The following is a 22,960-nucleotide window of genomic DNA, read 5'->3' on the forward strand; positions in this document are numbered from 1 at the left end:
CAGCGATCCTCGATAGCTCAATTGGCAGAGCAACGCACTGTTAATGCGTAGGTTCTTGGTTCGAGTCCAAGTCGAGGAGCGGACGCCCCCTGAATTCCACGGAATTCGGGGGGCTTTTTGTTTTCCGATTTATTCGAGAGACGAACATTGGCCAGCAACGTGGCCAAAAACCCGTCTTTGAGCAGCGACGGCGATGGATGCTCGTATGCGACGAGCACTACTCCGTACTGGCGGGTGGGGCTGGCAGTCTCGACGAAAGCTCATGGCCAGCTCCATATCGTTACCGACGGATCGCTTGCCATCCACGTTGTCGACGAAAAGAAGAATTGAACGACTTGGGTCGCAGAAAAACCAAAGGCAGGCACCCAAGAGAGTCCGGGTACTTGCCTTTAGTGCGTGTGAGATGCTGCCGCGCACAGCCCCGATAGCACCTGAAGGACGGGTGCGTCAGATGAACGCGCCCTGCAAGCTAATCCTGTCTCTCAAAGCGGCTCTGTTTTCTGCTCTGTGGCCCGTACTGGGGCACGCGCAGACCTGATGGGCGTCACTAGGCTTTTGGGCGGCCGGATACGCACAGCAACCGAGGCGTTTTCTTTTCGTCTGGCCGTTACAGACAAGGTGTGAATTGACCATTCCAGATGTTCCAACAAATCCCGAAGAACCGACTGGCGAGCCTGCTGCTCCCGAGGCCCCGTCAGCGGGTGCCACCACTGAGCCTGCTGCTGAGGCGAAAGAGGTAGGGTCGTTCAAAGCTCTGATTACGCGACTTCCGTTGTGGGCTCGCATTGCAATCCCCGCGGCCGTTGTTGTGGTGATCGCAGTGATTGTTCTGCTCGCAATTTTGGCGGCACAGCCGTCGAAGTTCACCGCCTCTCTTGACTCGTGCGGGTTGGAAAGCAATTCGGCTGCACGTATCGGCGATGCTGGCCAGAGCCTCATCCTTGACATGGAAGGCGAGGAGGACTGGGAGAAGCTCACCTACAACGAAGTCTTCTGTGTACTTGACGAACTTGAGGTGCCTGACAGCGTCACCGCTCAGATGGGTGAAACCCGTTCGCTCGATGGTCGCCAGACTGCCGAGTGGGACGACATCAAAGCATCCTGGTCCTATCACCCCGATGACGGGTTAGACCTCATCCTTTCGTTCAACTAGCTTGCATCAGCCATCAGGTCACAGCCGGGTTTCGACTCTGCCGCTGCGACCTGATGGCTTTTCTGCACCCGGAGGTCAGGTTGCTGCGGGCCAATGTCTTCCGCGCATGGGACGATCAGGCTCATGTCTGGCATCTCGATCGGCTACGCCCGCGTTTCCACCCACGACCAAGACCTCACAGCTCAGCAGGATGGGCTCACAGCTCTTGGTGTCGCCACTGACCGCATTTATGTCGATCACGGGCTGACGGGAACGAATCGTGACCGCCCTGGTCTGCGTGAGGCGCTGGCGGCGTGTAGGTTCGCAGCGCCCATGACCGAAGTCCTCGCTTTCCGCTTGCGGTGAAACACCTAGACCGATGGATTCGCTCATCCTTCGGCAGAAGTCTCAACTTCACTGACGCTGACAGTCTCGTTTCGATGAGATATGGTCAGCCGAAGAAGCGAGGTAAATGGTGGACCAAACAGAAGCACTGCGTGTGGTGGGCGATGAGTACTTCGCGTCGCCTTTCAAAAAAGCTGGCTTAGACGGAAAAACTGTGCAGGCACGCCTGGTGCGCGACCCCAACAACCGGCACGACAGAAACGCTGTCGGTGTTCATGTCGGCAAGCATCAAGTCGGGTTTCTATCCTCAACCCGAGCCCAAAAAGTCGCCAAATGGATAGACGCTGCCGGGGGAGTATTCGAAACAACTTTGACGCACCGCGGTGGCGGCGCTGACGTACTCGTGCCGGCCGAATGGGTCTACGTTCCCCGCAAAGGTCGCATCAACGTTCAGCAAACCACCAAACATCAGGAAGCGTTAGCTGAGCTGGGCGTTGGCAGCCATAAATGCAAAGTTGTCCGTAACGGCGAGCACATCCATGTCGAAGTAGGTGGTGTTCTCATTGGCAAGCTCTACCCGAACCAGCTCGACGAGGCCACGTTGCAGCGGGTCGACCACAATCGTCAACAAGACCTTCTTGTAGCAGAATCCGACCACCGCAAAGGTCTCTACGCCACAATCATCACCCCGGCTCCTAAGGCACCTAGACCGCCTACTCTCCACGTTCCGCTGCCAGCCACAGCACCAGCAGAGCCAGCGCCCCCGACAGCAACAGGTTCACCGGCAGCACCTGTGCTAGGAATCAAAGGCTTCATCAAGTCTCTGTTCGGTAAGTAGCGCGACGACCTCCAGAAGCAGTCGAAGCAGTTTCTGACAGATCAGAACCGACCTGAGTGTCACGACCGATGATGCTGCCGGCCTCATACCGGGCAACAGCAATGTGCTTCGATTCGAACAGCTCCGGCACGTCTTCGACGAGCTCCACAGCGCGAGCAGCAACCGTCTGCGCAAGATGCAACGCTGACTGCTCCACACCGGTCTCATCCGGGGCAATAAACCAGTGGGTGAGTCCCTCATCATCGCGCCGCGTCACCAGCACAGTTCCGTCTGGAGCTGACGCCGCAAAAGTTGCTGCCCGCTGATCCGTTGTTGTCGCATTCGGGTCGATCGTTCCGGTGCGGGCAAGCCGCCAAACACGAGGTGCTGCCAGTAGCTTGCTCACAACAAAATGCCTTCCCGAAGTCCGACGAAGCACTGGTTGCGCCTCACTGCAAAGACATGCGGCGAAAGCGTCGCCGAAACTGGCAGCCGGCCCAACATTTTCGTCCCGTAAATCGCCCAAGCCGTTAGCCGCCGACGGCCGAGCCTCGCTCCGTAATCTGTGCTCCGCCCTGCGATCTAACTCCGGGCCACGTCACGTTGCGTTCTCGTACCTCACCAAGACTTCGCTTCGCTCAGTCGCCCCGGCGGCTCTCCGGTTCGCTGCGCTCACTCGTCGTGGCCCGCCTCCGGGGCTGCACTCCAGAGCTGTGCCGCCCTGGGGGCGTCCCATCTCTTCCGTGCGCTCTCTCCAAGCCCGCTGTTGGTTTCCGCATCCGCTCCAACCTCAGTGGCCTTTCCGTTCGCCGGTGGCTGGGTGTGACCTCTACGCCAAGTGACCGGTCTGGTGGCGTCACACACCAACTGTGGTGTCTCACCTGGTCTCGGGCCCCGTCACGTGTCGGTACGCATACGCTGCGTCAACGAAGCGGAACCTCGGACCTCCAACGCCACCACTGCCGAAGGCTGCCCCCGGCAGGGAAACCCCACCGAAGAACCGTCACGGATACGGACAGGAAACGGCTCGTTGCGGGAAGGAAACTTGGGGAGCCCACAGAACAGGTTGGGGCCCATGTGAAAGAACACAGACCGGTGAACCCCCAGCAGACACCACGAAGCGAAACGACCAACATGACGATGCACGGGCGAAGCCCGGCGAACGAAGAGAGCCCCCAGAGGACACCACGGGAACATCACGGACCACGAACAGAAGCACAGGGGCGAAGCCCCGGCGAACGAAGAGAGCCACAAGCAACTCAGGCATCAGACGCACAACCTCGACATCACCGCGAACCTGAACGGTTCACGGCAACATCTCGTTGCACGCCCGCTGCCCTCGCCGAAACACTTGCGCAGCAAGAAAAGGAAACACATCGCAGCACAACGAATGGCATCACGGAGTCACGCGAGGCGCCCCGGCGCCGAGCTCTTAACATCGTCGCCTCCAACGCACAGTCACAGATCGGCTCGGCATCGGCTACCGCCGCGAGGAATTTGCTCCGACAGTCCGCCTGCGCACAAGTAATCCATGAGGGCCGCTAGAGACAAGCGGAATTTGTCAAAGCTTCGGCACAGTCAATGTCGGGGGGAACGCTTACGGTCGCAGTTGAGAGGGGACTAAACCGCAGCTTCCCTACAATCCAAGTGAGGTCACCATTGGGTGAGGACGAAACTCCCGAAGACGAAAAGCTTCTTCCGGATAACTTGGACCAGGATTCAGACGGCCTAGTTGCGCTGTCCAACGGCATCTTGACGAATGTGCACAATTCCCGGCTATGCGAGGGCACGTATTGTTGGGTGCATAAGCCCTCTAGTCACCACATGGCGACGTGGCCAATCAGGTGGCGCTCCAACCGGAGTGTGGCACATCGGCTTTGCATACATGGTTTCGGGCATCCCGATCCTGACGACGTCAACTTCAACGTGCGCGCTGGCAGGAATGTGAACGCGCACCGATGCGATGGTTGTTGCGTTGACCTTGCTCGTGTCGCCTAGCCTCGATTGCAGCTTCAAGTTGCACGCTCGTGCGCACCCGGCCTGGTCGCCGTTCCGTTGCTCATCTCTTCGATCAGGTCCTGCGGTGTAATTCCGAGACCCGATCAGCGTTTTCGAAATTCCTAAGTATGCTCCGGCGTTGACCTGACCTTCTCGAACTTTCGATGGGCCTCAATCGGCCGTCCATTGCAGCGTGTGGCTTGGTTAGAGTTCCTCATCATCGCTTGTGGCGTTGTGCGTGTTTTCGAGTAGTGCGTGTGCTTTGGCTGACGAAATAGAAAAGGCTGCCGCAATTGCTAGAAGTGCGACGACGATTCCTCCACTAATTGCGAGACGTCGATTCAGCTCGCCCTGCGTGGATGCGACTATCGCTTCGGCAACCAACTGCAATTCGCCCGCCGACTTAGCATCCTCCACCAAACTCTGATGCGTGTCTTGACCCTGCTCGTTGTCGCGCTGTCTCGATTGCAGATTTTCCGTTGCACGCTCATGTGCACCGGCGCTTGTCGCCGTTGCGTTGCCCATCTCCTCGATTAGGTACTGCGGGGGAATTCCGAGACCAGAGTAGGGGTTTCGGGCTATCTTTCCCTGAAGCGCAAGCGCCTCCACTGCGGAGTCAAAAGCGAAAGCTGCTCTGGACTGAGCAGAACTTAGCGAGAGCAACGTCGCGGCTTCTCGGGTGATAGCTCTGTCCAGCGCGTCTTGTGCTTCAGCCGCCGCTTCGCGACTCTGATGGAGGTCGGCGAGGTCTGATTCGTGCGTCCGCTCGGTGAGAGCCGCGACTTCTTGGGCGCTATCCAAACTTCCTACTTGTTGAAAGGTCCAGACTGCGCATAGCGTCACCGCGAGGACAAGAACGATCCAAGCGACCATGGATGTGTAGCGCGCTCGACGTACGTAAGGATGACGTGGTTTCAATCGAGTAATGGTCATCCGTTTACCCTAAGCGGGACAATGATGACGGCTGACATCGTCCGATAGATCGCCGTAATTTTGATCGAGTTCCTGTCGCTCCTGGTCGTCGCCGCGATCATTTCGATGAAGAGCCCGGCCCCAGTTTGCGGCTCATCGGAGAAGCTGTGCTTTCGCCGCTGCGGGCGTGTTCAGGCGGCGTTCCCGATATGACAAGGTGGGGCGGAACATCCATACCGCGAAGGAGCTTCGAGTGAGCGCAACCTGTCCTAATGGCCATCAAAGCTCCGATGGGTCTCTGTTCTGCAATGTTTGTGGTTCGTCGATCGCTGCGGCGGAAACTGAAGAGAGCTCGGACACGAAGGAACCTGCAGAGATGGGGGAGAACTTCGGGTCGATGCTGGATAACAAGCCTATTGACCGATTAGCGAGCCCGGATGTCAAACGGTTACCGCTGTGGGCGAAAATCGTCGTCCCGGTCGGCGTTGGGGTGATTGCGCTGGGCTTCGCAGTGGGAGGGGAGCCTCTGCGGTATGACCCTTTACAGGTTGAGTACCTAGACGCGACTAGTGATTCAGTGACGCATTCAGGCGTAGCTCCCGAAATAACTAATGTGAGTCCCGAGGGGATCGCAGGGTTCGACATCGACTGGGTCTCAAATAGTGATGCACAGGGCTGGCAAATTCAATATTCCGTCGATCACGGCGAGACGTGGATAGACGAGACTAGTGAGGGCATGATCGGAGAAGATGCCGCGCGCTATGCCGGGTCGGATATCACTTGGTACGACCGCTCGGATCCAGGTGGAACCGAGCTGGTCATACGACTACGGATGGCCTTCGGCTCAGAAACAGTTACTCCTTGGGCGGAAGCGGGCCCCTTTCGGACTGCGGGCTCCATTAGCCCTGCTTGTCTGGACGGTTTCCGAACCGCCATCGATGAAGCTGAAGCAGGTTCAGGTGACAGCGAGCTAAGACGAACTCTCGATATCTGCGAAGATCGCGACGAATGGATTCTCGCGGCGCAGATGCTGCCACGTGCGATGGGGGTGACTAGCTCGACGGCGTCGGAGGCCGCGTCGACCTTCGCAATCATCTGCGAGATCTATCCCGGTCAGGTGTGCACCTAAGTCGAAGGTAAACGGCCGGTGCGTTGTAGCCGTCGAATACGTCATTTATCGCTCAGCCAGAGGACTCGACGGGTATTGCGTTGATCAGCCATTGTGAGTTCGGTCAAGCGGTCGCGAGCATTGATGCAGGTGTTCTTATTCGGTCACCGCGGCGGCATCTCTAGTTAGGCTTGTGCACGAAAGCTCGGATATCGGTGAACCGTCGAGAACGCTGCGTCAGCGTATGGAGGACGAGCGTCAGTTCCCTGCTGCCGTGTCCTTTTAGTTGTTGCCCCGCGGTGGTGTCCACCTGCGGGGGCGACGGGTACGGCTATGTACGCCCGCAGCGCGGTGTTTGTCTGACGACAATGCGGCAGCTTCCGATATGGTCAACGCGTGCAAGCAAATACGTACCCGTTGAGTCAGATTCTGCTACCCGATCGCCGTTATTTGATTCCGACGTTCCAACGAGACTATGAATGGACTCAGGAAGGTCAATGGGAACTTCTATTTGAAGACCTCGCAGCGACCGCGGATCGGCTTCTTGATGCGCGGTCTAGCGGGGAAGTTGGTCACGCACTCCTAGCGAAAGAAGCGCTCGTCTCCCCGCACTTCCTCGGAGCGATCGTCGTCGCGCCTGTCCTTTCGGCGACGGGCGGGATCACGCTGCGGTCCGTCATCGATGGTCAGCAGCGACTAACGACGACACAGCTGCTAATACGCGGAGTTCTCGATGTTTTGACTTCCGAGGATTCTGTGAAGCAGCACCAACTCCGAGAGATGCTCTATAACAAGCCGTATCTCGTTGCGAAGCCCGAAGAGAAGTACAAACTTTGGCCACGACGAAACGACCGAGCAGTGTGGCCTACAGCGGTAGAGGACGTCGTTCCAGACTACGTCTCGGAGGACCACCTTTATTTCAGCGCCCGCGCATACTTCGCGGAGAGCGCGCGTGGATATGTATCCGAGGGCGGCCAAGTGGCTTCGGAACGGATGGATGCGCTTGCAGATGCGCTCTCCACGCTGTTGAAGCTTGTCGTTATTGATCTCGAAGAGAACGATGATGCGCAAGTCATTTTCGAGGTTCTAAATGGCAGGCAATCGCCTTTGGCAGCGATCGACCTCGTGAAGAACCTTCTTTTCCTTCGAGGGGAGCTTGCCGAGGACGACGTCGAGACCCTGTACGACAAATATTGGGCGCATTTTGATGATGAATGGTGGAAAGAAGAGGTCGGCAGGGGCCACGCGGCACGAGGCCGTCGTGACGTTCTACTTTCAGTCTGGCTAACAGCCGAGACGGCTAGAGAAGCGAGTGTTGGCCACTTATATGGGGAAGCCCGTGCGTACCTAAATGACGGTCCTAGCACGGAAGAAGTTCTTAAGTCGCTGGCGGCATATTCGACCGCTTACGAAGCAATTTATTCTCATGTAGAAGTTTTAGATGACAGCCTCAAGACAGCATATGATCGGATTCGAAAACTCGAAGTTGCGACAGCGGTTCCTCTGCTTTCGTGGCTGCGCACGCTCCCTGAAAGCTCGATGTGCAACGCAGATCACGTCCGTGCAGTGCGCGCAGTGGAATCCTGGGCGCTTCGAAGGGCATTTCTTGGGCTTCAGACGCGAGGGTACGGAATGCACTTGGTTCGTACGCTCAGCGAGGCAAAGTCTGCTTACGACGCAGGCGGGGATATCGCAAACGCGGTGATCGTTTCTCTCCAACGCGGCGCGCTTGGCTGGCCCACGGACAGAGACGTCGCCGATGCGTTCCTCCATAATCGCTATTACCGCGTAATTGGCCAGCCGCGGATAGCGCTGCTGTTGTCTGCGATTGATGCACACGTAAGAGCGAATGACCCCCATCAACCGGACGCCAAAATCGACTATTCCAACCTTCAGATCGAACATGTAATGCCTCAATCTTGGGAGCAAAATTGGCCAATTACCGTGGACGGAAGAGTTGTTGAGGGAGACGAAGATGATCCGGTTTGGCAGACGGCCAGTGACGTCCGCAGACGCGCGGTCAACCGTCTCGGAAATCTAACGCTAGTTACTGGTTCGTTTAACAGGCGACTTTCGCATGGGGCCTGGCAGTCCAAACGACCCGAGTTTTCGAGACAGAATACCCTTGTGATAAATTTCCCAATCGCCAACACGGACTCTTGGGACGAGAGCCACATTGACCGTCGCGCCGCAGATCTTGCACGGATTGCAATCGAGATCTGGCCATCTCCCGAGGCGTTGGGATCCTAGCCAAAGTTCGGCCTCGTCGCGACGACAGATGCGGGCCATGCGAAGCCTCGCTGCGCAGGGGTCAGCAATTGTTAGGTTCGCGACAACGCCCGAGGCGGCGCTACCAAGACCACTAAGTTGCGTCAGCACTAGTTTTTGGCTCAGGGACTTCGCCTCCCGGAAAAGGGGATCACACGGCCTCAAGATTTGTGGTGTCACTGGTGAGCACTAGGTTTGGGAAGCGCTAGACGTGCACGGTCAATATATTTGCTTGCCGAATCTTTGGTCCATCAATCCGGCGCGGACCCCCTGTCGTGAACCGGTGCGATCACTCGGCAGCGTCGCTCCTTGCTGCGACCAACAAACACTGCCCCTTTATCGGTGAATCTTGTCTAAAGACTCATCAACGATGGGACTGTCTCAGGTGTTTGCACGGTAAAGCCCATCACGACTGGACCGGTGATCTGCGGCCCGATTCGGCTATACGCAGCCGACAACCGGATCTTAGGGGATGTTGCGGACAAGGCGTTTGGCCCCGGTAGGCGCGTAGTACCGGGGGCGGCAGACCATTGCAGAAGCGCGCAGGACGAGCACGTCTACGATCGCCGTCTTCGGAAAGAAGTGGGGCGGAGAGCTACGTTTACCCCAAAAGAACGGACAGGTGCATATTGGGCGGATTGGGTGTTGGCTAACCTGGATGCCTCTGGGCAGTTAAAGGAATTCGTCGCCTTCGAAGTGCAGACGATCGATACCACTGGCAGCTATCGTGATAGCCGCGATGGGCTTATAACCGATGGTCGCGAAGTAGTTCGTTCAACAGTCGGCTTGAATTTTGAAAATGTGAGCAAGAGAATCTTGCCGCAACTCATTTACAAGGGCCAGATTCTTCAACGAGAAAGTCTTTGTCGACGGGGGTTATTTTTCGTTTGTCCCATACCTGTTTACGAACGAATCATGCGGCGACTTGGGGGGAAGAAGCCGCACTAATTCGCTATCCCCTCCAGCCTTCCTCCATCACGTTCATGGCGTACGACCACGAAGATGCGCCGTTCCGCGATGGCGAAACGGTGCCCTTGGAAATCAGAACAGATCATTCGACCACTGTTTACAAACTTCAAGAGGCATTCAAAAATGTGACCTTTCCCGATGCAGATGTATGCATAACGGCGATCTCTTCGGCGCTCGCCTCTGAGAGCTCAACCGCTCAGGCCCTTGCGGAATCTGAGGGCCAGCCTGACTGATTTCAGTTTCGTAGAGCAGCCCAAGTCTCGTAAACGGGACTTGGTACTCGGCCGCATTGTTCTATTTGCCAGATGAAGTTCGCGGAGCGACCCGATGTGGATATCTGGAATCGGTGCATAGCTAGAGGATTACGGGCCATGCTAACGCCATGATCACGTCACAGTCCTGCATGGAAGCATCTGCCTCATGATTCCATCCATTTATGCGGAAGCCCGCGGCGAGATTGGCAATTTCCTCGCCGCGCATTGATAACGTGAAAAGTTGGGCTCGTGCGGAGAGGCTGCCGGCTCCCAACCGAGCAAATTCACGGTGAAGGCGGGCAAGATCTTGCGAGGGTTGCGCACTAGGTGCTGTGAGCGCGAGTGTCTGACTGAGTGAGAGTTGCGCGATCAGTGAGGCGAGCTTCAACCCACGAGCACTATCCTGCGCGCGGGCCGCGAAAGATATAGAGGCGTCTAGGGAGCCCCAATGCCGCTCCCGCTCCGCCTCAATCAAGAGCAAATAAACTTTCGAAATCGGCGAGTGATTGGGTATGTCTTCGCGAGCGAGTGCTATCCAATAGCTTGTTTTGAAGTTCGAGAGTCGTAAATAAGTGTTTGCCAGGCACGCTGCGGACCAAAACGATACCTGGCGATCGCCGAAGGCGCGGGCTTCCTCGTATAGCTCTCGAAGTAACACCCTAGGTGCCTTTGGCAGTTCGTTCTCAGCGGCTGCCACGGTCTCCATCCCAGAAAGATCTGCGATTTCGGCTAGACGGCGTATCGCGAATGCGCGTTGGGACAAATTCGCATACGAAGCCTGTGCAGTGGCACGTCGAGCTATACGAAGAGCTTCTGTGTAGTCGCCGAGAAGCTTCAAAGTATCGGAGTAGGCAGTGAGCGCGTCAACGAGTCCAGGAATGCCAATCCGTTGGTGAACTAGCGGATCTTCGCACGTCGCTTTGAGAGACTCGCGTGATCGATCCAAACGACCGTCGATTTGCATTTTCGCAGCGATCCGAACTCTCGCTGAGTCTCTCATCCTTGGGTGCTTCGCAAGCAGATGATCGGCTGCATTCCCTAGCAAAGGGTGACCGGCAGCGGGCAAGATTGCCGCTATCTCATTTACCGTGCGGGGCCACGCCCTAAAAGTCTGTATGTCGCGGGGCGCGGCAGCCAGAACCCGCAAGCTGGCCGAGTGATTGGCGAGTCGAGAGTGGGAGCGGGCAAGGAGCTTGCGCCGACCAATCTCGTCTTGTCCGACAAAACGGTATGACGACAGTGTTTCGATAACTACATTGTTCAGGCCGAGTTCGAAAGCTATTGCTGATGTTGCGAGCAACCTTCGTGGTTGAGGAATTTCATCAAATCGATCCTCAGCGCGGGGGTTTGCAGGGAGAGGCGCCGGCTTTGGCTGCTTTGTGCCGTGGAACAATGGAAGCACGTCTTGGGCTCCGCCGGAGAATATTGACATCACACCACCTAGCTGGTGTTGAAGGCGCTCCACCCTCCCGTCGACTGGGGCGCTTCCGAAGTGCATCCAGTGCAGCAACTTTGGGCTGGTTTTCATCAGAATGGGTATTACGTCGGTATCTCTGCCCGAATACCCCAGCACAAGAACATTCCTATGTTCGAGCGCGGCGACTAGAGCTAAAGAGACTTTTGGCGGGAGCCCATCCGAGTATTGGCGAACCGTCGTTACTATGGATGCTGGGTCGTCCCATCGTCCATGAAGGTGCCAAGCTTCGCCGCCTGCAGCTTCTAAAAGAGTGTCCACATTCAGTGTGATCTGCAGCGCGTCCATTGCCGTAAGCATCTGATGGTGGACATTCCATTTCTGCGTACTCACGTCCACATATGTGCTGACCAAAATATCGCGTTCGCCAACACGGGTGTCGACTATCTCGGCCAGCGGCTCCAACCAAATTGGTGCGGGAGAGCTGTGGATAGCGGATGTTGCAGGTTCCAGAACAGCACGTTCGGCTTCGGCGAGACCACGGATGAGTCGATCCCACGTGTTACGCATCAGATCATCTCCGGTCGGGACATTCGACGGCGCCGCCAAAGATATGCCCGCCCCGGAGATGACAATGTCATATTTCTCTACGCGAGGATGAGCCCCGTATGGCTCGTACGTACTGTCCTGCTTGTGATCAGGGATAGCCAATACCACCTTGATCAGTGTGGGGAGAATGTCCGAAATCTGTGTGCGCTGGACGCGAGAGGACTGGAGTGCCGTTCTTGCAATTTAGCGAAGCCCAAGAAGCGAAGACGAGCCTTATCAAGTGTTCTGGCCCGGTCCAGCGAGGTGGAGTGCAGCTCGTGGCCTTTCACGAAGCTCTCGATTCACGCGATCGCGTCGATTATGGCGCGCGCCATTTTCTTGCTTGGGCCGAACTCTCGAAGCCCTGACATATCCTTTGCGAATCCCATCGCGACGTTATCGGCGAAGGTGGTCGCAAGTGCAATGACCGTGACTTCTCGGTGACTGCCTTTGTCGGCCACCCTGAGATCAACGATTCCACGCCCGCCAAACAGGGCTGGCTTAGCATCTATATACACCGCAATGTCCGCGGCTTCGTCGAGCGCCGTCAATTCGATATTCTCGACAACTGGGTTTTTGAACACCGTTCGTACTATTTCTCGAATCTGCGCGACGTCCTTAGCTGTCGAATGCAAGAACGGGTACTTTTTCAATTTTGCCTCCTAGAAAAAACAGCTCGACAGGGTTCAGTTGCGGGGTAAATTTCGATAGGCGGGCGAAGCATTGCGTGTCTACTGTCGATCGTAGCGTTTAGTCGTCGTGGACCACAGTGAGAATTTGAGGAAATTCGCACGCGAACCTTGAATCCTTTCCTCTTCGCGAGGTTGTCCTGGTGAAGGCACGAACTAGGTGATTGCAGCCCAGCCACGTCAAGACGTGGCGAGTGACAATGCATTTTGTGGATTGCTGCCGCAAAGCGATCGAGTCGGGTCTTTCCTCGCACGCTCGATCGGGCTCGGCATTCTCGGAACGGGGCGGTGAGCGAGTTCGCCGTTGGCTGCCGACAGCCTTGCTCGACGCCTGAAGTCCGTGCAGACCGTTTTGCCGTCTCGTATCTCTATATCGTCGCCTTCAACGGCGATCGTTGAAGCGGTAGCTGCATCGAGCCGAACGTCAAGAAGTGCTTTTCGGTGGAATCACTGAGATATTCGCCGCTGTGCGAACTCGTCGCGTGGATTTACCCGTTATCTGTTGCCCGTGACTCGGTACCTGTTACCCCGTGGATGCGGGGGCGCAGCGTGAGTTCCGCGCTGCTACGCTCGTTGTAATTTACGGATGAAAAGGAGCCACGCGTTGGGAAACTTGGACGACTACACCGGTTTGTCGGAGATGGCTAAGGACGCAGGTGGCCCCGCTGAACTAATTGAGAAACTCACGAGGGATGGAGTCACTAAGGGATCGGTTGTAACCGCCGCTACTCTATTGGCGCTTTACGGTGCGCAAAAGGGCGCCAGTTTCTTGTTCGAGAGATACACGAGTAAGAAGGCGGAAGAATTCGCTGCGGCGGCAGCGGACGCGATCGCGAAGGCCAACGCCCGTCCCCTCTATACGGTGAACACGCCGCGAGAGATGCAGCGGGACGTCACGCTTATGACCGGAGATAAGTTTCGGGCACTCACCCGCGACGGCGATGTGATCATGCTTGAGGTCGACGGGCGCGATTACAACCCAATCTTCGTCTCCGGTGCACAGCTCCAGCAGATTTCAGATTTCAAGCTCGACGACCTCGATGACGCCTGATCTGAATAATATTGGGAGAGCCGATGGGGTAATCAGTAAGGGAAAAGATCTGGCCGTTAACGTGGCCAATAACCTCATGGATGGCCAGTGCGAGTACGTAGCTATGCGTGCCACAACGTAGCTTCACCCAGACATACGCAGGCGTTCAGTAGCGTTCTTAGTCCTCAATTAGACGCGTAGGTTCTTGGTTCGAGTCCAAGTCGAGGAGCTTATGAGTCCCGGCCACTAAGGTGGCCGGGACTTTGTGCGTTCCGGCCCTGCTGCAATTTGAGCGCAGGTACTCCGCGGGGAGTACCGAGGCCTGCACCTGGCAGGCGATGTTCTCGCGGGGCGTGGCAACTAGCATCGAAGCATGCTTCCTTCTGCCTCACCACGCTCCCCGCGTTCGGCGAATGCAATGGTGGAGTCGCTCATGAAGGGCACCGGTTTCGGGCAACCCCGTTCGCGGCGGTCGCAACGACTGCGGCTCTGGTTGCCAGTGGCTATTTCTTTTGTTATTCAGGTGCCGCCCACGATCGCCAGCGTGTTGTGGGTCGAACCATCGTTGCTCGTGGGCATTGCTACGGTCACGCTCGCCGTTCTCGGGCCCGTGCTGCTTATCTGGGTGCGGCGCTATCCGGGACCGATTGTCGCGATTCTCTCGGTGGCAGGAGCCGCAGACTTCCTTCTGGGCTACTCGTGGACCACTCCGCCCTACTTGGCTCTTGCCTTTGCTGTTGTTATCGCGATCTCGCATGGGGCACGCACGTGGACGTGGGTGTCGATGATTGTGGCGTGGGAGGGCACGTTGCTCGCCGCGCTACTCGCGGGTGTTGCCTTGGAGCCGCCGCGCGTCGTTGCGACAACGGTCGGACTTTTGCTCGTGCTGGGCTTCGCTGAAGCCAATCGTCGTCGTCTCGAGAACTTCGTGCAGTTTCAGAAGGCGTTCACTGATCGCCGGGAGCAAGAACTGCGGGAAGAACGAGTGCGTATCGCTCGCGAACTGCATGACGTTCTGGCCCATTCGCTCAGCCAAATCAATGTGCAGGCGGGCGTGGGGCTGCATCTCATGCACAAGCAACCCGAACAGGCCGAGGCGGCGCTGGCGAGCATCAAGAGTTCGAGCAAGGATGCGCTCGACGAGGTGCGCTCGTTGCTCGGCATGCTCCGCAACGAGGATGCCGCAGCCGGCGAGTTCGACAGCGATGCGGTTCCGCCTGTGCCTGAACCTGATCTCTCACGGCTCGAGAGCCTCGCCGCCTCGGTTCGCACCCAGGGGCTCACGGTCATCCTCTCGAACGACGTTCCGGAGCAGACCCCCACGGCGGTGCAACTCGCGCTGTTTCGCATTGCGCAGGAGTCGCTGACGAACGTGGTCCGCCACGCAGCGGCGACGGCGGCCACGGTCACGTTAGTGATCGACGGACACGACTATGTCGCTACTATTGCCGACAACGGTGTCGGTATCGATACCGACGGACACACAGCGGGGCGAGGGTTGTTGGGTATGCGCGAACGGGCCGAACTTCTCGGTGGCACGCTCCGCGTGGCCGAAGCCAAGCCGCGCGGCACCGTGGTGACCGCCCGCATTCCGCGTCGTTCGGCATCCGCATGATCCGTGTTGTTGTTGCGGATGATCAGCAACTGATTCGCGCGGGCTTTCGAAGCCTGCTCAGCGCCGAAGATGACATCGAGGTCGTGGGCGAGGCTGCCACCGGAACCGACGTTATCGAGGTTGTGCGGCGCGAACGTCCTGATGTCGTGCTGATGGACATCCGGATGCCCGATGGTGACGGCCTCTGGGCAACCGAGCAAATTGCGACCATTCCCGACCTCGCTGAGACGCGCATCGTTGTCGTCACAACGTTCGAGGTCGATGAGTATGTCGCGCGGGCTATTCGCGCCGGAGCGAGCGGCTTTCTTGTGAAAGACACTGAGCCGGTCGAGCTGATCCGGGCGGTGCGTGTGGTCGCTTCCGGCGACGCCCTGCTGAGCCCTGGCGTGACAAAACGACTGCTCGAACGCTTTGCCCGCGGCTCACAAGTGGCGGTTGATGCCAGCATTCTGTCGGCGATCACCGAGCGCGAACGTGAAGTTCTTGCCCTGGTCGGGCAGGGGCTCACGAATGCCGAGATTGGCATCAAACTCTTTCTCAGCCCGCTGACGGCCAAAACTCATGTCTCCCGCATTATGTCCAAGCTCATGGCGCGCGACCGCGTACAGCTTGTCGTCATCGCCTATGAGACCGGGCTGGTATCGCTGGGGCGGGCGGTGTGACGAGTTACGCGTCGAGCTGTTCCTCGGTGGGGAGCCACGAGAGGCCAGGCTGACCCCAGCCTTGCTTGCGGATCGCTTTCGCGGCGGCCTTGGCATCCGGTGCTTGCAGACGGTCGGCATAGAGCACGCCGTCGAGGTGATCGTATTCATGCTGAAAAATGCGGGCGAGCCAGCCCGACGCTTCGATTTCGAACGGCTGCTGCTGCAGGTCGAAGGCGCGCAGAATGACGCGGTCGGCACGCGCGAGGGGGTAGCGTTCGCCGGGGATCGAGAGGCAGCCCTCTTCGTCGGCTTCGTCAGCGTCGAGCACGGGAGTGGGGCTTTGCCAGAGTTCGGGATTGATGGCGACACCGTGCCAGTGCACGTCGTCATCATCTGTCCAGTCGTAGACAAATATGCGAAGGCCCACGCCCACCTGCGGGGCGGCCAAGCCGACGCCGGGCGCTTCTTCCATCGTCTCGATCATGTCGTTGACGAGAGTGGTGAGCTCGCTATCGAAGGCCGTTACCGGGTTCGCTGGAGTGTGGAGCACCGGGTCGCCGGTGATAATGATGGGAAGAACGGCCATGTACCCAGAATATCCCGTGTGAACCGAGTACATTTGACGGGTGCCGCCGGACATCCTTGACCTCAGCGATCAGATAAGCCTGACGCCGCTGCAAGCCGTGGGCATCCCGCTAGCCCTCATCGGCGCGATCCTGTTGTCTCTGGGAGCACAGTTCCAACATCGTGGCGTTGCCCGCATGGAACAGCACCACGGTAGCGAAGCCAGCACTGGCCTCAACTTTTCCCAGATCAAGGCGCTGCTTGCCCGTCCGTCGTGGGTAATCGGCACGGCGTTCCTCGGGCTCGCCATCGTTTTTCAGCTCTCGAGCCTGTCGCTTTCCCCGCTCATGGTGGTGCAACCGCTCGGCGCCGTAGCGCTCGTCATGACAGCGATCATGAATTCCCGCATTACCAAGGTGCGTTTGGATGCCATTTCCATTCGAGCGATCGTGATGTGCGTTGTCGGCGTTGGCGTTTTCGTCGGAATCGCGGCGATGTTCGCGAAGTCCACCGTTATTACGCAGCGTGAGCTCTCGATTGTGCTCATCGTATTGGTGATCGTCTTGGCGCTCTGGATTGTGCTGTTCCTGATCTTCCGCAAGAACGCATCACCGGTGTTTTACATCCTGGGCGCCGGCATGCTGTTTGGATTCGTCGCGACGCTTGCGAAGGTTGTTATCGACCGGATCAAGACCATCGTCATTTCGGGGTCGGGGTTCGAGAGCACGGACTTTCTCACCATCCTGTGCATCGTCGGACTGATCGCGGCATCCCTTCTTGGTTCGTATTTTGTGCAGACGGCGTATGCATCGGGGCCGCCCGATCTCGTTGTTGCGGGGCTCACTGTCGTCGACCCCCTTGTGGCCGTAACCGTCGGCATCATCGTGTTGGGCGAAGCGGCGGATGCGCCCATGTGGGCAGTGATCGCGTTCGTGATTACGGGTGCCGTGGCCATTTTCGGCGTCTTCTCACTCTCTAAGCACCACCCGCAACTGAAGTCGTAGCATTTCGAGCAGCTCGGCTCAGCGACCCGTGGGTGCAGGCGCCGTGAGGTACGTTATTAGGTGCCGTTGACCTGACCGGGTCGTAAACAAGATGGCTCGTGACGCACAACTGTTAAGGAACTCTTCGACTGTGACTTCCGCTGTGAAACGCTCGCCCCATGAGGGCAAACCGCGACTTCGCATTCTGATCGGCGCCGACACCTTCTGGCCGCAAATTAACGGCGCGGCAACCTTCATTGCTCGATTGGCGGCTGGTCTCGCTGAGCGCGGTCATGATGTTCACATTGTGGCTCCCTCGTACTCCAATAAAAAGTTGGGCACGATGGTTGAGGAGCATGAGGGCCAGAAAATGACCCTGCACCGCCTCTATTCGTGGCGCTGGCTCGGCCACCCGTGGCTTCGGTTCATGATGCCGTGGCGGGTCAGGCAAAATTCGGCACGCATCCTTGATCAGGTGAAGCCCGATGTCATTCACTTTCAGTCGCACATTATCGTCGGTCGCGGCATGACGATCGAGGGCGAGAAGCGAGGAATTCGTCTCGTCGGCACTAATCACTTCATGCCCGAGAATTTGCTCGATCACGCCTACATCATCCCCAAGTTTTTGCGCCGAAAAGCTATTCAGGCGGGGTGGGCGGCTGCCGGGCGTTCCTTCTTGCGTGCCGCGTGGGTAACCACTCCGACCCGGCGCGCCGCCGAATATCTCGAAGCAAACACGAGCGTGCGCAACGTCGTTGCGGTGTCCTGTGGCATCAATGCCGATGGTTACAACGGCAATCTTGAGCCCAAGCCGGAGAACCTCATTGTGTTCTTGGGGCGTCTCTCCGACGAGAAGCAGATCGATAAACTCATTCGCGCTCTCGCGATTCTCGACCCTGCGCTCGACGCGAAGCTCGAGATCGTGGGCGGGGGGGAGCTCGAGGGAAAACTTCGTGCCCTCGCAACCTCGTTGGGTGTCGCAGATCGTGTCACCCTCACCGGATTTGTCGAGCAAGATCAACTGCGTGATGCGCTTCAGCGTGGTTCAGTGTTCGCGATGCCATCTATTGCTGAGTTGCAAAGCATCTCAACAATGGAAGCGATGGCTTCTGGGCTGCCCGTCGTTGCTGCCGATGCCATGGCTCTGCCTCACCTGGTTCACGATGGTGAGAACGGGTTCCTGTTCGAGCCCGGCAATGTTGAGGACCTGGCCGCAAAGCTTACCCGGGTGCTGTCGATGCCGGCGGATGAGATTCTGAAGTTCAAGAAAGAAAGCTTGGCGATTGTGGCCGCCCACGACATTCAGCGCACCTTGGATACGTTCGAGAGCATGTATCGCGGCGAAGAGGTCTCTGCCGCTGTGTCATCGGGCAGAAAAAACGAGAGCGCCTCCTAATCGGAGACGCTCTCGTGGGAGCCACAGCAATCGGCTCGTGAGCGTAGGCGTGGAGCCTACTTCTTTGCGGGAGTGCGGTTTTCGGCCGACACCATCCAGGCGTACTGTTCGAGTGTTTCGAGGATGCCGTGCAGCAGATCCGCGCTCGTGGGGTCCTCTTCGTCAATAGGATCGTGCACTTCGCGGATAGTCGCGATGGTGCCTTCGAGGCGTTCCGTCAGCAGGTCGATGGTGTGCGTGGTGTCTACTTCGCCAGCGGGAAACTCGGGGAGTGTGGTAGTGGCGGCAACGGTGTCGCTGCGGCCATCGGGTGTGGCGTGGAGTGCACGCATCCGTTCTGCGATGGTGTCGCTGAAGCCACGCGCGGCGTCAATGATCTCGTCAAGCACGAGGTGGGTGTCGCGGAAGTTCTTACCGACGACGTTCCAGTGGGCCTGCTTGCCCTGGAGCTGAAGTTCGAGCAGTTCTACAAGAACCTGCTGAAGACGATCCGCCAGCCCCTTGGACGCAGTGAAGCCTCGCTCAGCATTCTGCTGGCGGGTTTTGCGAGCCCCAGATTTGGCCGGACTTGTGGTCTGCGCTTTCTGTGAATCAGTCATGGTGCAACCGTACGAGCGTCGGTTTAGCGCTGGCTTGGTGTTGCTTGGGAGGAAGCTGAGCGTGTGAGACTAGCTCGGGCGCGACTCGTGACTTAGGCCCGGATTTACCGTCCGATGTGAGGGAGAGCGCTGTGGCGATGAGATTTCTGTTGGTATTCGCTTGGCTCGTGCCGGCATTCATCGTTGTGCTCGGGCTCAATGCAGGCGCCACGATCTGGCATTACTTGGAACCGCAGATGGGCGTAGTTCCGGATCCGGGTACCTACTACGTTGCCGTATTTACGGGACTCATAGCCCTGCTATTAAGCATCGCCGTAGCGATGGGCATCTCAATCCACGTCGGTAGTTCCCGCCCTCACGCGAACGCGAATCTTGCTTCATCCGATCGCTAAATCGGGCGCGGAGATTCCTAGTCCGGTACTGGGCACTGCTCTGTGCTGTGGCGTGTGTTGACTCGCCGACTTTGCCGGTAACGTAGATACGCGCTCGCACTCGTGCGGGCACGGGGCGGTAGCTCAGCTGGTTAGAGCAGCGGACTCATAATCCGTCGGTCATGGGTTCAAGTCCCATCCGCCCTACATTTCGCGTTCACGCCAATCGCTTCTGACGCGCCCTCCGCCCCGGGGTGCTCACGGTGGCTCACACGAGAAGGGCCCCATCCGCTTCCGAATGAGGCCCTTTCGATCATGTCGTGTCTACTTGAGGAACGACAGAGGCTTTCCGTCGTAGTAGGCATACACGGAGTCATACTCGGCATAGATCACGCCGGCAACGTCGTTTCCGTCCTCGACTGTTGCGGCGATGAAGCACTGTTCAATCGTGGCGCCATCGGTGTCGAATTCTTTCGTGAACGACTGAGTTGTGCAGTCGTCCCAACCGATGACGGTGACGTCTTGAACCTTCTCGCTGTTGGCATCAACGGGGGAGAACCCCGTGTAATCGGCGTCGAAAGCGATCGAATCACCGGATACCTTCTGCTGCTCAACAGACAGGAACCACACGTTGTATCCCTTGAGCTGGGAAATCTGCTTGACGAGGTAATCCGTCTGCGCAGCTGATGCTGGCTCGATGCTCACGAGACGTGCAGCGATTACTGCAGTCGCGTCATCAATTCCGGCATAGTCGTAGGATGCCCACTCACCGAGCTTCACGGTTGATCCGGGGGCTGCGACATCGCCAGAAGCGGTGCCGGTCGACTCCTCGGTGGTCTCCTCCGTTGGCTCGACTGAGGGCGCGGCAGCTTCCGGTACTTCTTCGCTGGCTGTGGGCGCGCATCCAGAGAGTGTGAGCCCGGCAATAATTGCCCAAGCGAAGGCGCTGCGTTTACGTGCTGATATCAACTGAGATCTCTTCCCCACCGCGTTGCGGTCGACGGCCCTGGCGCTCGAACGCACGCGTGCGTTTCCCCCGAGCTGCAGGGTCACATTGCAACAATGAATATTGCTTGTTTTTGAAGGTTACAAGGAAAAATCAGTTATTGCGAACTCACGAATGTGCGAACTCGCTAACGGGGCGTCAGCCGTCGAGCCGCTCGGCTAGCTCGCTAATGCTCAGAACCGTTTCTGTTGGTGCGCGGAAATGGGGCGGATACAGAGAGTCTCCTCGGTTCACCCACGCCGTCGAGAGTCCAGCTTCTGCGGCTCCGTGGATGTCCCACGGGTGGACCGCCACGAGGTATGCCGCTCCGTGAGCATGGGCGTTGGTGCGGGTGAGCGCATCCTCGTAAGCGCCACGCGCCGGTTTCCACGGCGCGTGTTCTTCCACGGACAGGGTGCCATCGACTAGATCTGACAACCCTGCTTCGCGTAGTAGCCGCTCGGCGGTGCTGGCGGGGCCATTGGAGAGCGTAAAGAGTCGGTGCCCAGCAGCGTGGAGAGCGCGGATGCCGGGCGCAACGTCGGCGTGAAGCTGAACTGTGGAGAAGGCGTCGAGTACGGCATCCACAGAGCTCTCTAATGAGCCGGAGAGCGGAAGTCCGCGCAGGATGTCGCGCGCATTAGTCTGTGCGATTTCAAGAAAACGCGCCTGGCTGCCGGTTGAGGTGAGGGCGAAGCCGTCCCGCAGTACCGTGTTGAACCAGGTAGCGGACACTCCACGTCCGGCGCCGATAGCCTCGAATGCATCCCCGACGGGCGTCAGATCTGAAAGCGTCTCGTTGACGTCGAAGAAGATCGTGACAGGCTTGTTTGTCATCTCACACCGGCTTTCTGTGCCCGATCGCCGCCGCGGGAATGCGGAGGCAACCTCGAGCACTGAGCTCTACGGTACGCGCAGCAGCGAACGCTTTCCTGAGATCCAGAACACAAGCGAGCCAAAAGCGAGCATGACGACGACAATGAGGCCGACGTAGAAGAAAACGCTGCCGTAGCCGGTGTCGGGGTGCAAGAAGGGATAGGGCACCCAGCCGTCCGTTGCGCCGCGCACGAGTACAACGATGACCCAGACAATCGGGTAAATCAACACAATCCACAGACGACTGAAAGCGATGCGGCCGCGGTCGGAGAAGAGAATCCAATCGGCCAAGGCATATACGGGCGTGATGATGTGCAGCGCCGCGTTTGCCCAGGCGACCGGAACGCCACCGGCTGCACCCAACGGTGCGAGCAGCGTCGCATACACGACACCGACGATGATGATGTAGGTCGTCACCGAAGCGCGCGCGATATTCAGGGCCGGCGAAGCAGCCTCGCCGCGCAGGGCAACAACCGCGATGACCGCGTACACGACCGCAAGGATGATGTTGGACTGAATGGTGAAATACCCGAACATATTGAACGGGTTAATCACGGTGCGACCTGCTGCCTCGGCAACCGTTGCGATTACTGCGGCGGTGACGAGAGCAGCAATCGCTAAGCGCAATACGGCGACGATAACGGTGCCGTTTCGGGTTTCGGGTGCGGCGAGTTTGGCGGCGTAGGTCATAGTTCCCCTCGAACTAAAGCAAGTCTGTGCATGACTATAGCGGAGCGAATCGCCGGCCGCGGATCAGGCACACTTCGGGTTGACATCAGCGTGCCGCGACGAGGTTCAGCGCACTTCTCTGAGCGGATAAAAAAGCCGGTCAGACGGGAAGTGCTTTCCTCTGAGGAATGGGCTATGGTCGAGATGATCGCGCCAACTGAGACAAGGGGAAGCGGAATAATCATGGCTGGAAAATCGCCTAGAGGAAGCACCAAAAAGGAAGCCAAGCTGTCTATCAAAGACAAGCGGGCACACAAGCGGGCCAAGCTCGAAGACACCGGCTTCATCAAGCCGCGTAAGGGTCGCTAACGGCCCACCAACGGAACTCGTCAGGTTCCACACTCAAGCCTGATGAGTTCAGCGTGGCGGCGCGCAGTCGCAGGCACGGAAATCCCGTGTCCCTTCAGTGCGCCTCCGCCGCCACGCACCCTTACCCGATCGCTCGGAGTGGCTAGTTGCGCACCTTGCCGCGACCGAAGATCAGCCACAGGATCGAACCGAAGATTGACAGGAAGAACGCCACCAGGATCCAGAGGAACTTGCCGACGACACCGTGGTTGGTGCTCTTGGCGATTGATACGACAGTGATGATGAAGACGATGAGGCCAACGATGCCAAAACTGAAGCTAATAGGTTCCATGGTCTAAATCTATCGGGCATGGCACTATCAAGTT

The 22,960-nt window shown here is 58.0% G+C and carries 22 protein-coding genes, 2 tRNA genes and 1 pseudogene; 15 read left to right on the forward strand and 10 right to left on the reverse strand.

Annotated features, from left to right (window positions below; translation table 11 throughout):
- Positions 1–6 precede the first annotated feature (6 nt).
- From I6E73_RS07420 to I6E73_RS07440, 5 genes and pseudogenes are all read left to right on the forward strand, one after another.
- Positions 7–79, forward strand: a tRNA-Asn gene (locus I6E73_RS07420).
- Positions 80–147: 68 nt separating this feature from the next.
- Positions 148–330 (forward strand): hypothetical protein, encoded by a 183-nt coding sequence (locus I6E73_RS07425; protein ID WP_197124272.1) that lies wholly within the window; start codon positions 148–150, stop codon positions 328–330.
- Positions 331–625: 295 nt separating this feature from the next.
- On the forward strand, positions 626–1,153 hold the full coding sequence (locus I6E73_RS07430) for a hypothetical protein (protein ID WP_197124274.1): 528 nt from the start codon (positions 626–628) through the stop codon (positions 1,151–1,153).
- A gap of 123 nt (positions 1,154–1,276) precedes the next feature.
- Positions 1,277–1,453: pseudogene (locus I6E73_RS07435) on the forward strand (recombinase family protein); the annotation flags it as partial.
- A gap of 151 nt (positions 1,454–1,604) precedes the next feature.
- A complete protein-coding gene (locus I6E73_RS07440) occupies positions 1,605–2,315 on the forward strand; it encodes an HIRAN domain-containing protein (protein WP_197124276.1) in 711 nt (236 codons plus the stop codon).
- On the opposite strand, the gene I6E73_RS07445 is transcribed toward I6E73_RS07440, so the two are convergent.
- Positions 2,293–2,700, reverse strand: a complete 408-nt coding sequence (locus I6E73_RS07445) for a hypothetical protein (protein ID WP_197124278.1) — start codon at positions 2,698–2,700, stop codon at positions 2,293–2,295. The genes I6E73_RS07440 and I6E73_RS07445 overlap by 23 nt on opposite strands.
- A 1,796-nt stretch (positions 2,701–4,496) precedes the next feature.
- Positions 4,497–5,225, reverse strand: coding sequence for a hypothetical protein (locus I6E73_RS07450; protein ID WP_197124280.1), 729 nt, complete (start codon positions 5,223–5,225; stop codon positions 4,497–4,499).
- Positions 5,226–5,457: 232 nt separating this feature from the next.
- Between I6E73_RS07450 and I6E73_RS07455 the strand changes: the two genes are divergently transcribed.
- Positions 5,458–6,333 carry a hypothetical protein gene (locus I6E73_RS07455; RefSeq protein WP_197124282.1) on the forward strand — a complete coding sequence of 292 codons (876 nt, stop codon included), beginning with the start codon at positions 5,458–5,460 and terminating at the stop codon, positions 6,331–6,333.
- A gap of 375 nt (positions 6,334–6,708) precedes the next feature.
- Entirely contained in the window at positions 6,709–8,562 is a 1,854-nt protein-coding gene (locus tag I6E73_RS07460; protein ID WP_197124284.1) for a DUF262 domain-containing protein, read from the forward strand.
- A 1,341-nt stretch (positions 8,563–9,903) separates the two neighbouring features.
- Here I6E73_RS07460 and I6E73_RS07470 read toward each other — a convergent pair.
- Together I6E73_RS07470 and I6E73_RS07475 are read right to left on the reverse strand one after the other, a co-directional pair.
- Positions 9,904–11,928: an SIR2 family protein gene (locus I6E73_RS07470; RefSeq protein ID WP_197124286.1), complete on the reverse strand. Its 2,025-nt coding sequence runs from the start codon at positions 11,926–11,928 to the stop codon at positions 9,904–9,906.
- A gap of 179 nt (positions 11,929–12,107) precedes the next feature.
- Complete coding sequence (locus I6E73_RS07475) at positions 12,108–12,458, reverse strand: hypothetical protein (protein ID WP_197124288.1); 351 nt, start codon at positions 12,456–12,458, stop codon at positions 12,108–12,110.
- 640 nt (positions 12,459–13,098) lie between these two features.
- Between I6E73_RS07475 and I6E73_RS07480 the strand changes: the two genes are divergently transcribed.
- The 3 genes from I6E73_RS07480 to I6E73_RS07490 all read left to right on the forward strand — a co-directional run bounded on the left by I6E73_RS07480 (position 13,099) and on the right by I6E73_RS07490 (position 15,801).
- Entirely contained in the window at positions 13,099–13,545 is a 447-nt protein-coding gene (locus I6E73_RS07480) for a hypothetical protein (RefSeq protein WP_197124290.1), read from the forward strand.
- Positions 13,546–13,897: 352 nt separating this feature from the next.
- Positions 13,898–15,139, forward strand: a complete 1,242-nt coding sequence (locus I6E73_RS07485; RefSeq protein ID WP_197124292.1) for a sensor histidine kinase — start codon at positions 13,898–13,900, stop codon at positions 15,137–15,139.
- Positions 15,136–15,801, forward strand: coding sequence for a response regulator transcription factor (locus I6E73_RS07490; RefSeq protein WP_197124294.1), 666 nt, complete (start codon positions 15,136–15,138; stop codon positions 15,799–15,801). Before I6E73_RS07485 ends, I6E73_RS07490 begins: the two co-directional genes overlap by 4 nt.
- Positions 15,802–15,805: 4 nt before the next feature.
- Here I6E73_RS07490 and def read toward each other — a convergent pair whose 3' ends face one another.
- Positions 15,806–16,369 (reverse strand): peptide deformylase, encoded by a 564-nt coding sequence (gene def / locus I6E73_RS07495; protein ID WP_197105799.1) that lies wholly within the window; start codon positions 16,367–16,369, stop codon positions 15,806–15,808.
- A 40-nt stretch (positions 16,370–16,409) separates the two neighbouring features.
- Here def and I6E73_RS07500 point away from each other — a divergent pair, with 40 nt between their 5' ends.
- The gene (locus I6E73_RS07500; protein ID WP_197124296.1) at positions 16,410–17,351 is read left to right on the forward strand and encodes a DMT family transporter; all 942 of its coding nucleotides are present in this window, start codon (positions 16,410–16,412) and stop codon (positions 17,349–17,351) included.
- A gap of 130 nt (positions 17,352–17,481) precedes the next feature.
- Positions 17,482–18,726 carry a glycosyltransferase gene (locus I6E73_RS07505; protein WP_307784250.1) on the forward strand — a complete coding sequence of 415 codons (1,245 nt, stop codon included), beginning with the start codon at positions 17,482–17,484 and terminating at the stop codon, positions 18,724–18,726.
- Positions 18,727–18,782: 56 nt separating this feature from the next.
- On the opposite strand, the gene I6E73_RS07510 is transcribed toward I6E73_RS07505, so the two are convergent.
- Positions 18,783–19,325, reverse strand: a complete 543-nt coding sequence (locus tag I6E73_RS07510; protein ID WP_197105796.1) for a Dps family protein — start codon at positions 19,323–19,325, stop codon at positions 18,783–18,785.
- 131 nt (positions 19,326–19,456) lie between these two features.
- Here I6E73_RS07510 and I6E73_RS07515 point away from each other — a divergent pair, with 131 nt between their 5' ends.
- Together I6E73_RS07515 and I6E73_RS07520 are read left to right on the forward strand one after the other, a co-directional pair.
- Positions 19,457–19,717 carry a hypothetical protein gene (locus I6E73_RS07515; RefSeq protein ID WP_197124300.1) on the forward strand — a complete coding sequence of 87 codons (261 nt, stop codon included), beginning with the start codon at positions 19,457–19,459 and terminating at the stop codon, positions 19,715–19,717.
- A 112-nt stretch (positions 19,718–19,829) separates the two neighbouring features.
- A tRNA-Ile gene (locus I6E73_RS07520) sits at positions 19,830–19,903 on the forward strand.
- A 117-nt stretch (positions 19,904–20,020) separates the two neighbouring features.
- Here I6E73_RS07520 and I6E73_RS07525 read toward each other — a convergent pair.
- From I6E73_RS07525 to I6E73_RS07535, 3 genes are all read right to left on the reverse strand, one after another.
- On the reverse strand, positions 20,021–20,665 hold the full coding sequence (locus tag I6E73_RS07525; RefSeq protein WP_197124302.1) for a hypothetical protein: 645 nt from the start codon (positions 20,663–20,665) through the stop codon (positions 20,021–20,023).
- A gap of 175 nt (positions 20,666–20,840) precedes the next feature.
- A complete protein-coding gene (locus I6E73_RS07530; RefSeq protein ID WP_197124310.1) occupies positions 20,841–21,518 on the reverse strand; it encodes a haloacid dehalogenase type II in 678 nt (225 codons plus the stop codon).
- A 66-nt stretch (positions 21,519–21,584) separates the two neighbouring features.
- Positions 21,585–22,247, reverse strand: a complete 663-nt coding sequence (locus tag I6E73_RS07535; RefSeq protein WP_197124312.1) for a Pr6Pr family membrane protein — start codon at positions 22,245–22,247, stop codon at positions 21,585–21,587.
- A gap of 222 nt (positions 22,248–22,469) precedes the next feature.
- On the opposite strand from I6E73_RS07535, the gene I6E73_RS14760 reads away from it, so the two are divergent.
- Complete coding sequence (locus tag I6E73_RS14760) at positions 22,470–22,595, forward strand: hypothetical protein (protein WP_255528456.1); 126 nt, start codon at positions 22,470–22,472, stop codon at positions 22,593–22,595.
- 142 nt (positions 22,596–22,737) lie between these two features.
- On the opposite strand, the gene I6E73_RS07540 is transcribed toward I6E73_RS14760, so the two are convergent.
- A complete protein-coding gene (locus I6E73_RS07540) occupies positions 22,738–22,926 on the reverse strand; it encodes a PLDc N-terminal domain-containing protein (RefSeq protein WP_197124314.1) in 189 nt (62 codons plus the stop codon).
- Positions 22,927–22,960: the final 34 nt, after the last annotated feature.

This window comes from Salinibacterium sp. SWN248, from assembly GCF_015864575.1.
GTDB lineage: Bacteria > Actinomycetota > Actinomycetes > Actinomycetales > Microbacteriaceae > Rhodoglobus.

Bases quoted from the DNA above. Each gene is read 5' to 3' on its own strand.
- I6E73_RS07530 (WP_197124310.1), bottom strand. From the start codon at position 21,518: ATGACAAACAAGCCTGTCACGATCTTCTTCGACGTCAACGAGACGCTT.
- I6E73_RS07540 (WP_197124314.1), bottom strand. From the start codon at position 22,926: ATGGAACCTATTAGCTTCAGTTTTGGCATCGTTGGCCTCATCGTCTTC.
- I6E73_RS07440 (WP_197124276.1), top strand. From the start codon at position 1,605: ATGGTGGACCAAACAGAAGCACTGCGTGTGGTGGGCGATGAGTACTTC.
- def (WP_197105799.1), bottom strand. From the start codon at position 16,369: ATGGCCGTTCTTCCCATCATTATCACCGGCGACCCGGTGCTCCACACT.
- I6E73_RS14760 (WP_255528456.1), top strand. From the start codon at position 22,470: ATGGCTGGAAAATCGCCTAGAGGAAGCACCAAAAAGGAAGCCAAGCTG.
- I6E73_RS07485 (WP_197124292.1), top strand. From the start codon at position 13,898: ATGCTTCCTTCTGCCTCACCACGCTCCCCGCGTTCGGCGAATGCAATG.
- I6E73_RS07490 (WP_197124294.1), top strand. From the start codon at position 15,136: ATGATCCGTGTTGTTGTTGCGGATGATCAGCAACTGATTCGCGCGGGC.
- I6E73_RS07535 (WP_197124312.1), bottom strand. From the start codon at position 22,247: ATGACCTACGCCGCCAAACTCGCCGCACCCGAAACCCGAAACGGCACC.
- I6E73_RS07510 (WP_197105796.1), bottom strand. From the start codon at position 19,325: ATGACTGATTCACAGAAAGCGCAGACCACAAGTCCGGCCAAATCTGGG.
- I6E73_RS07450 (WP_197124280.1), bottom strand. From the start codon at position 5,225: ATGACCATTACTCGATTGAAACCACGTCATCCTTACGTACGTCGAGCG.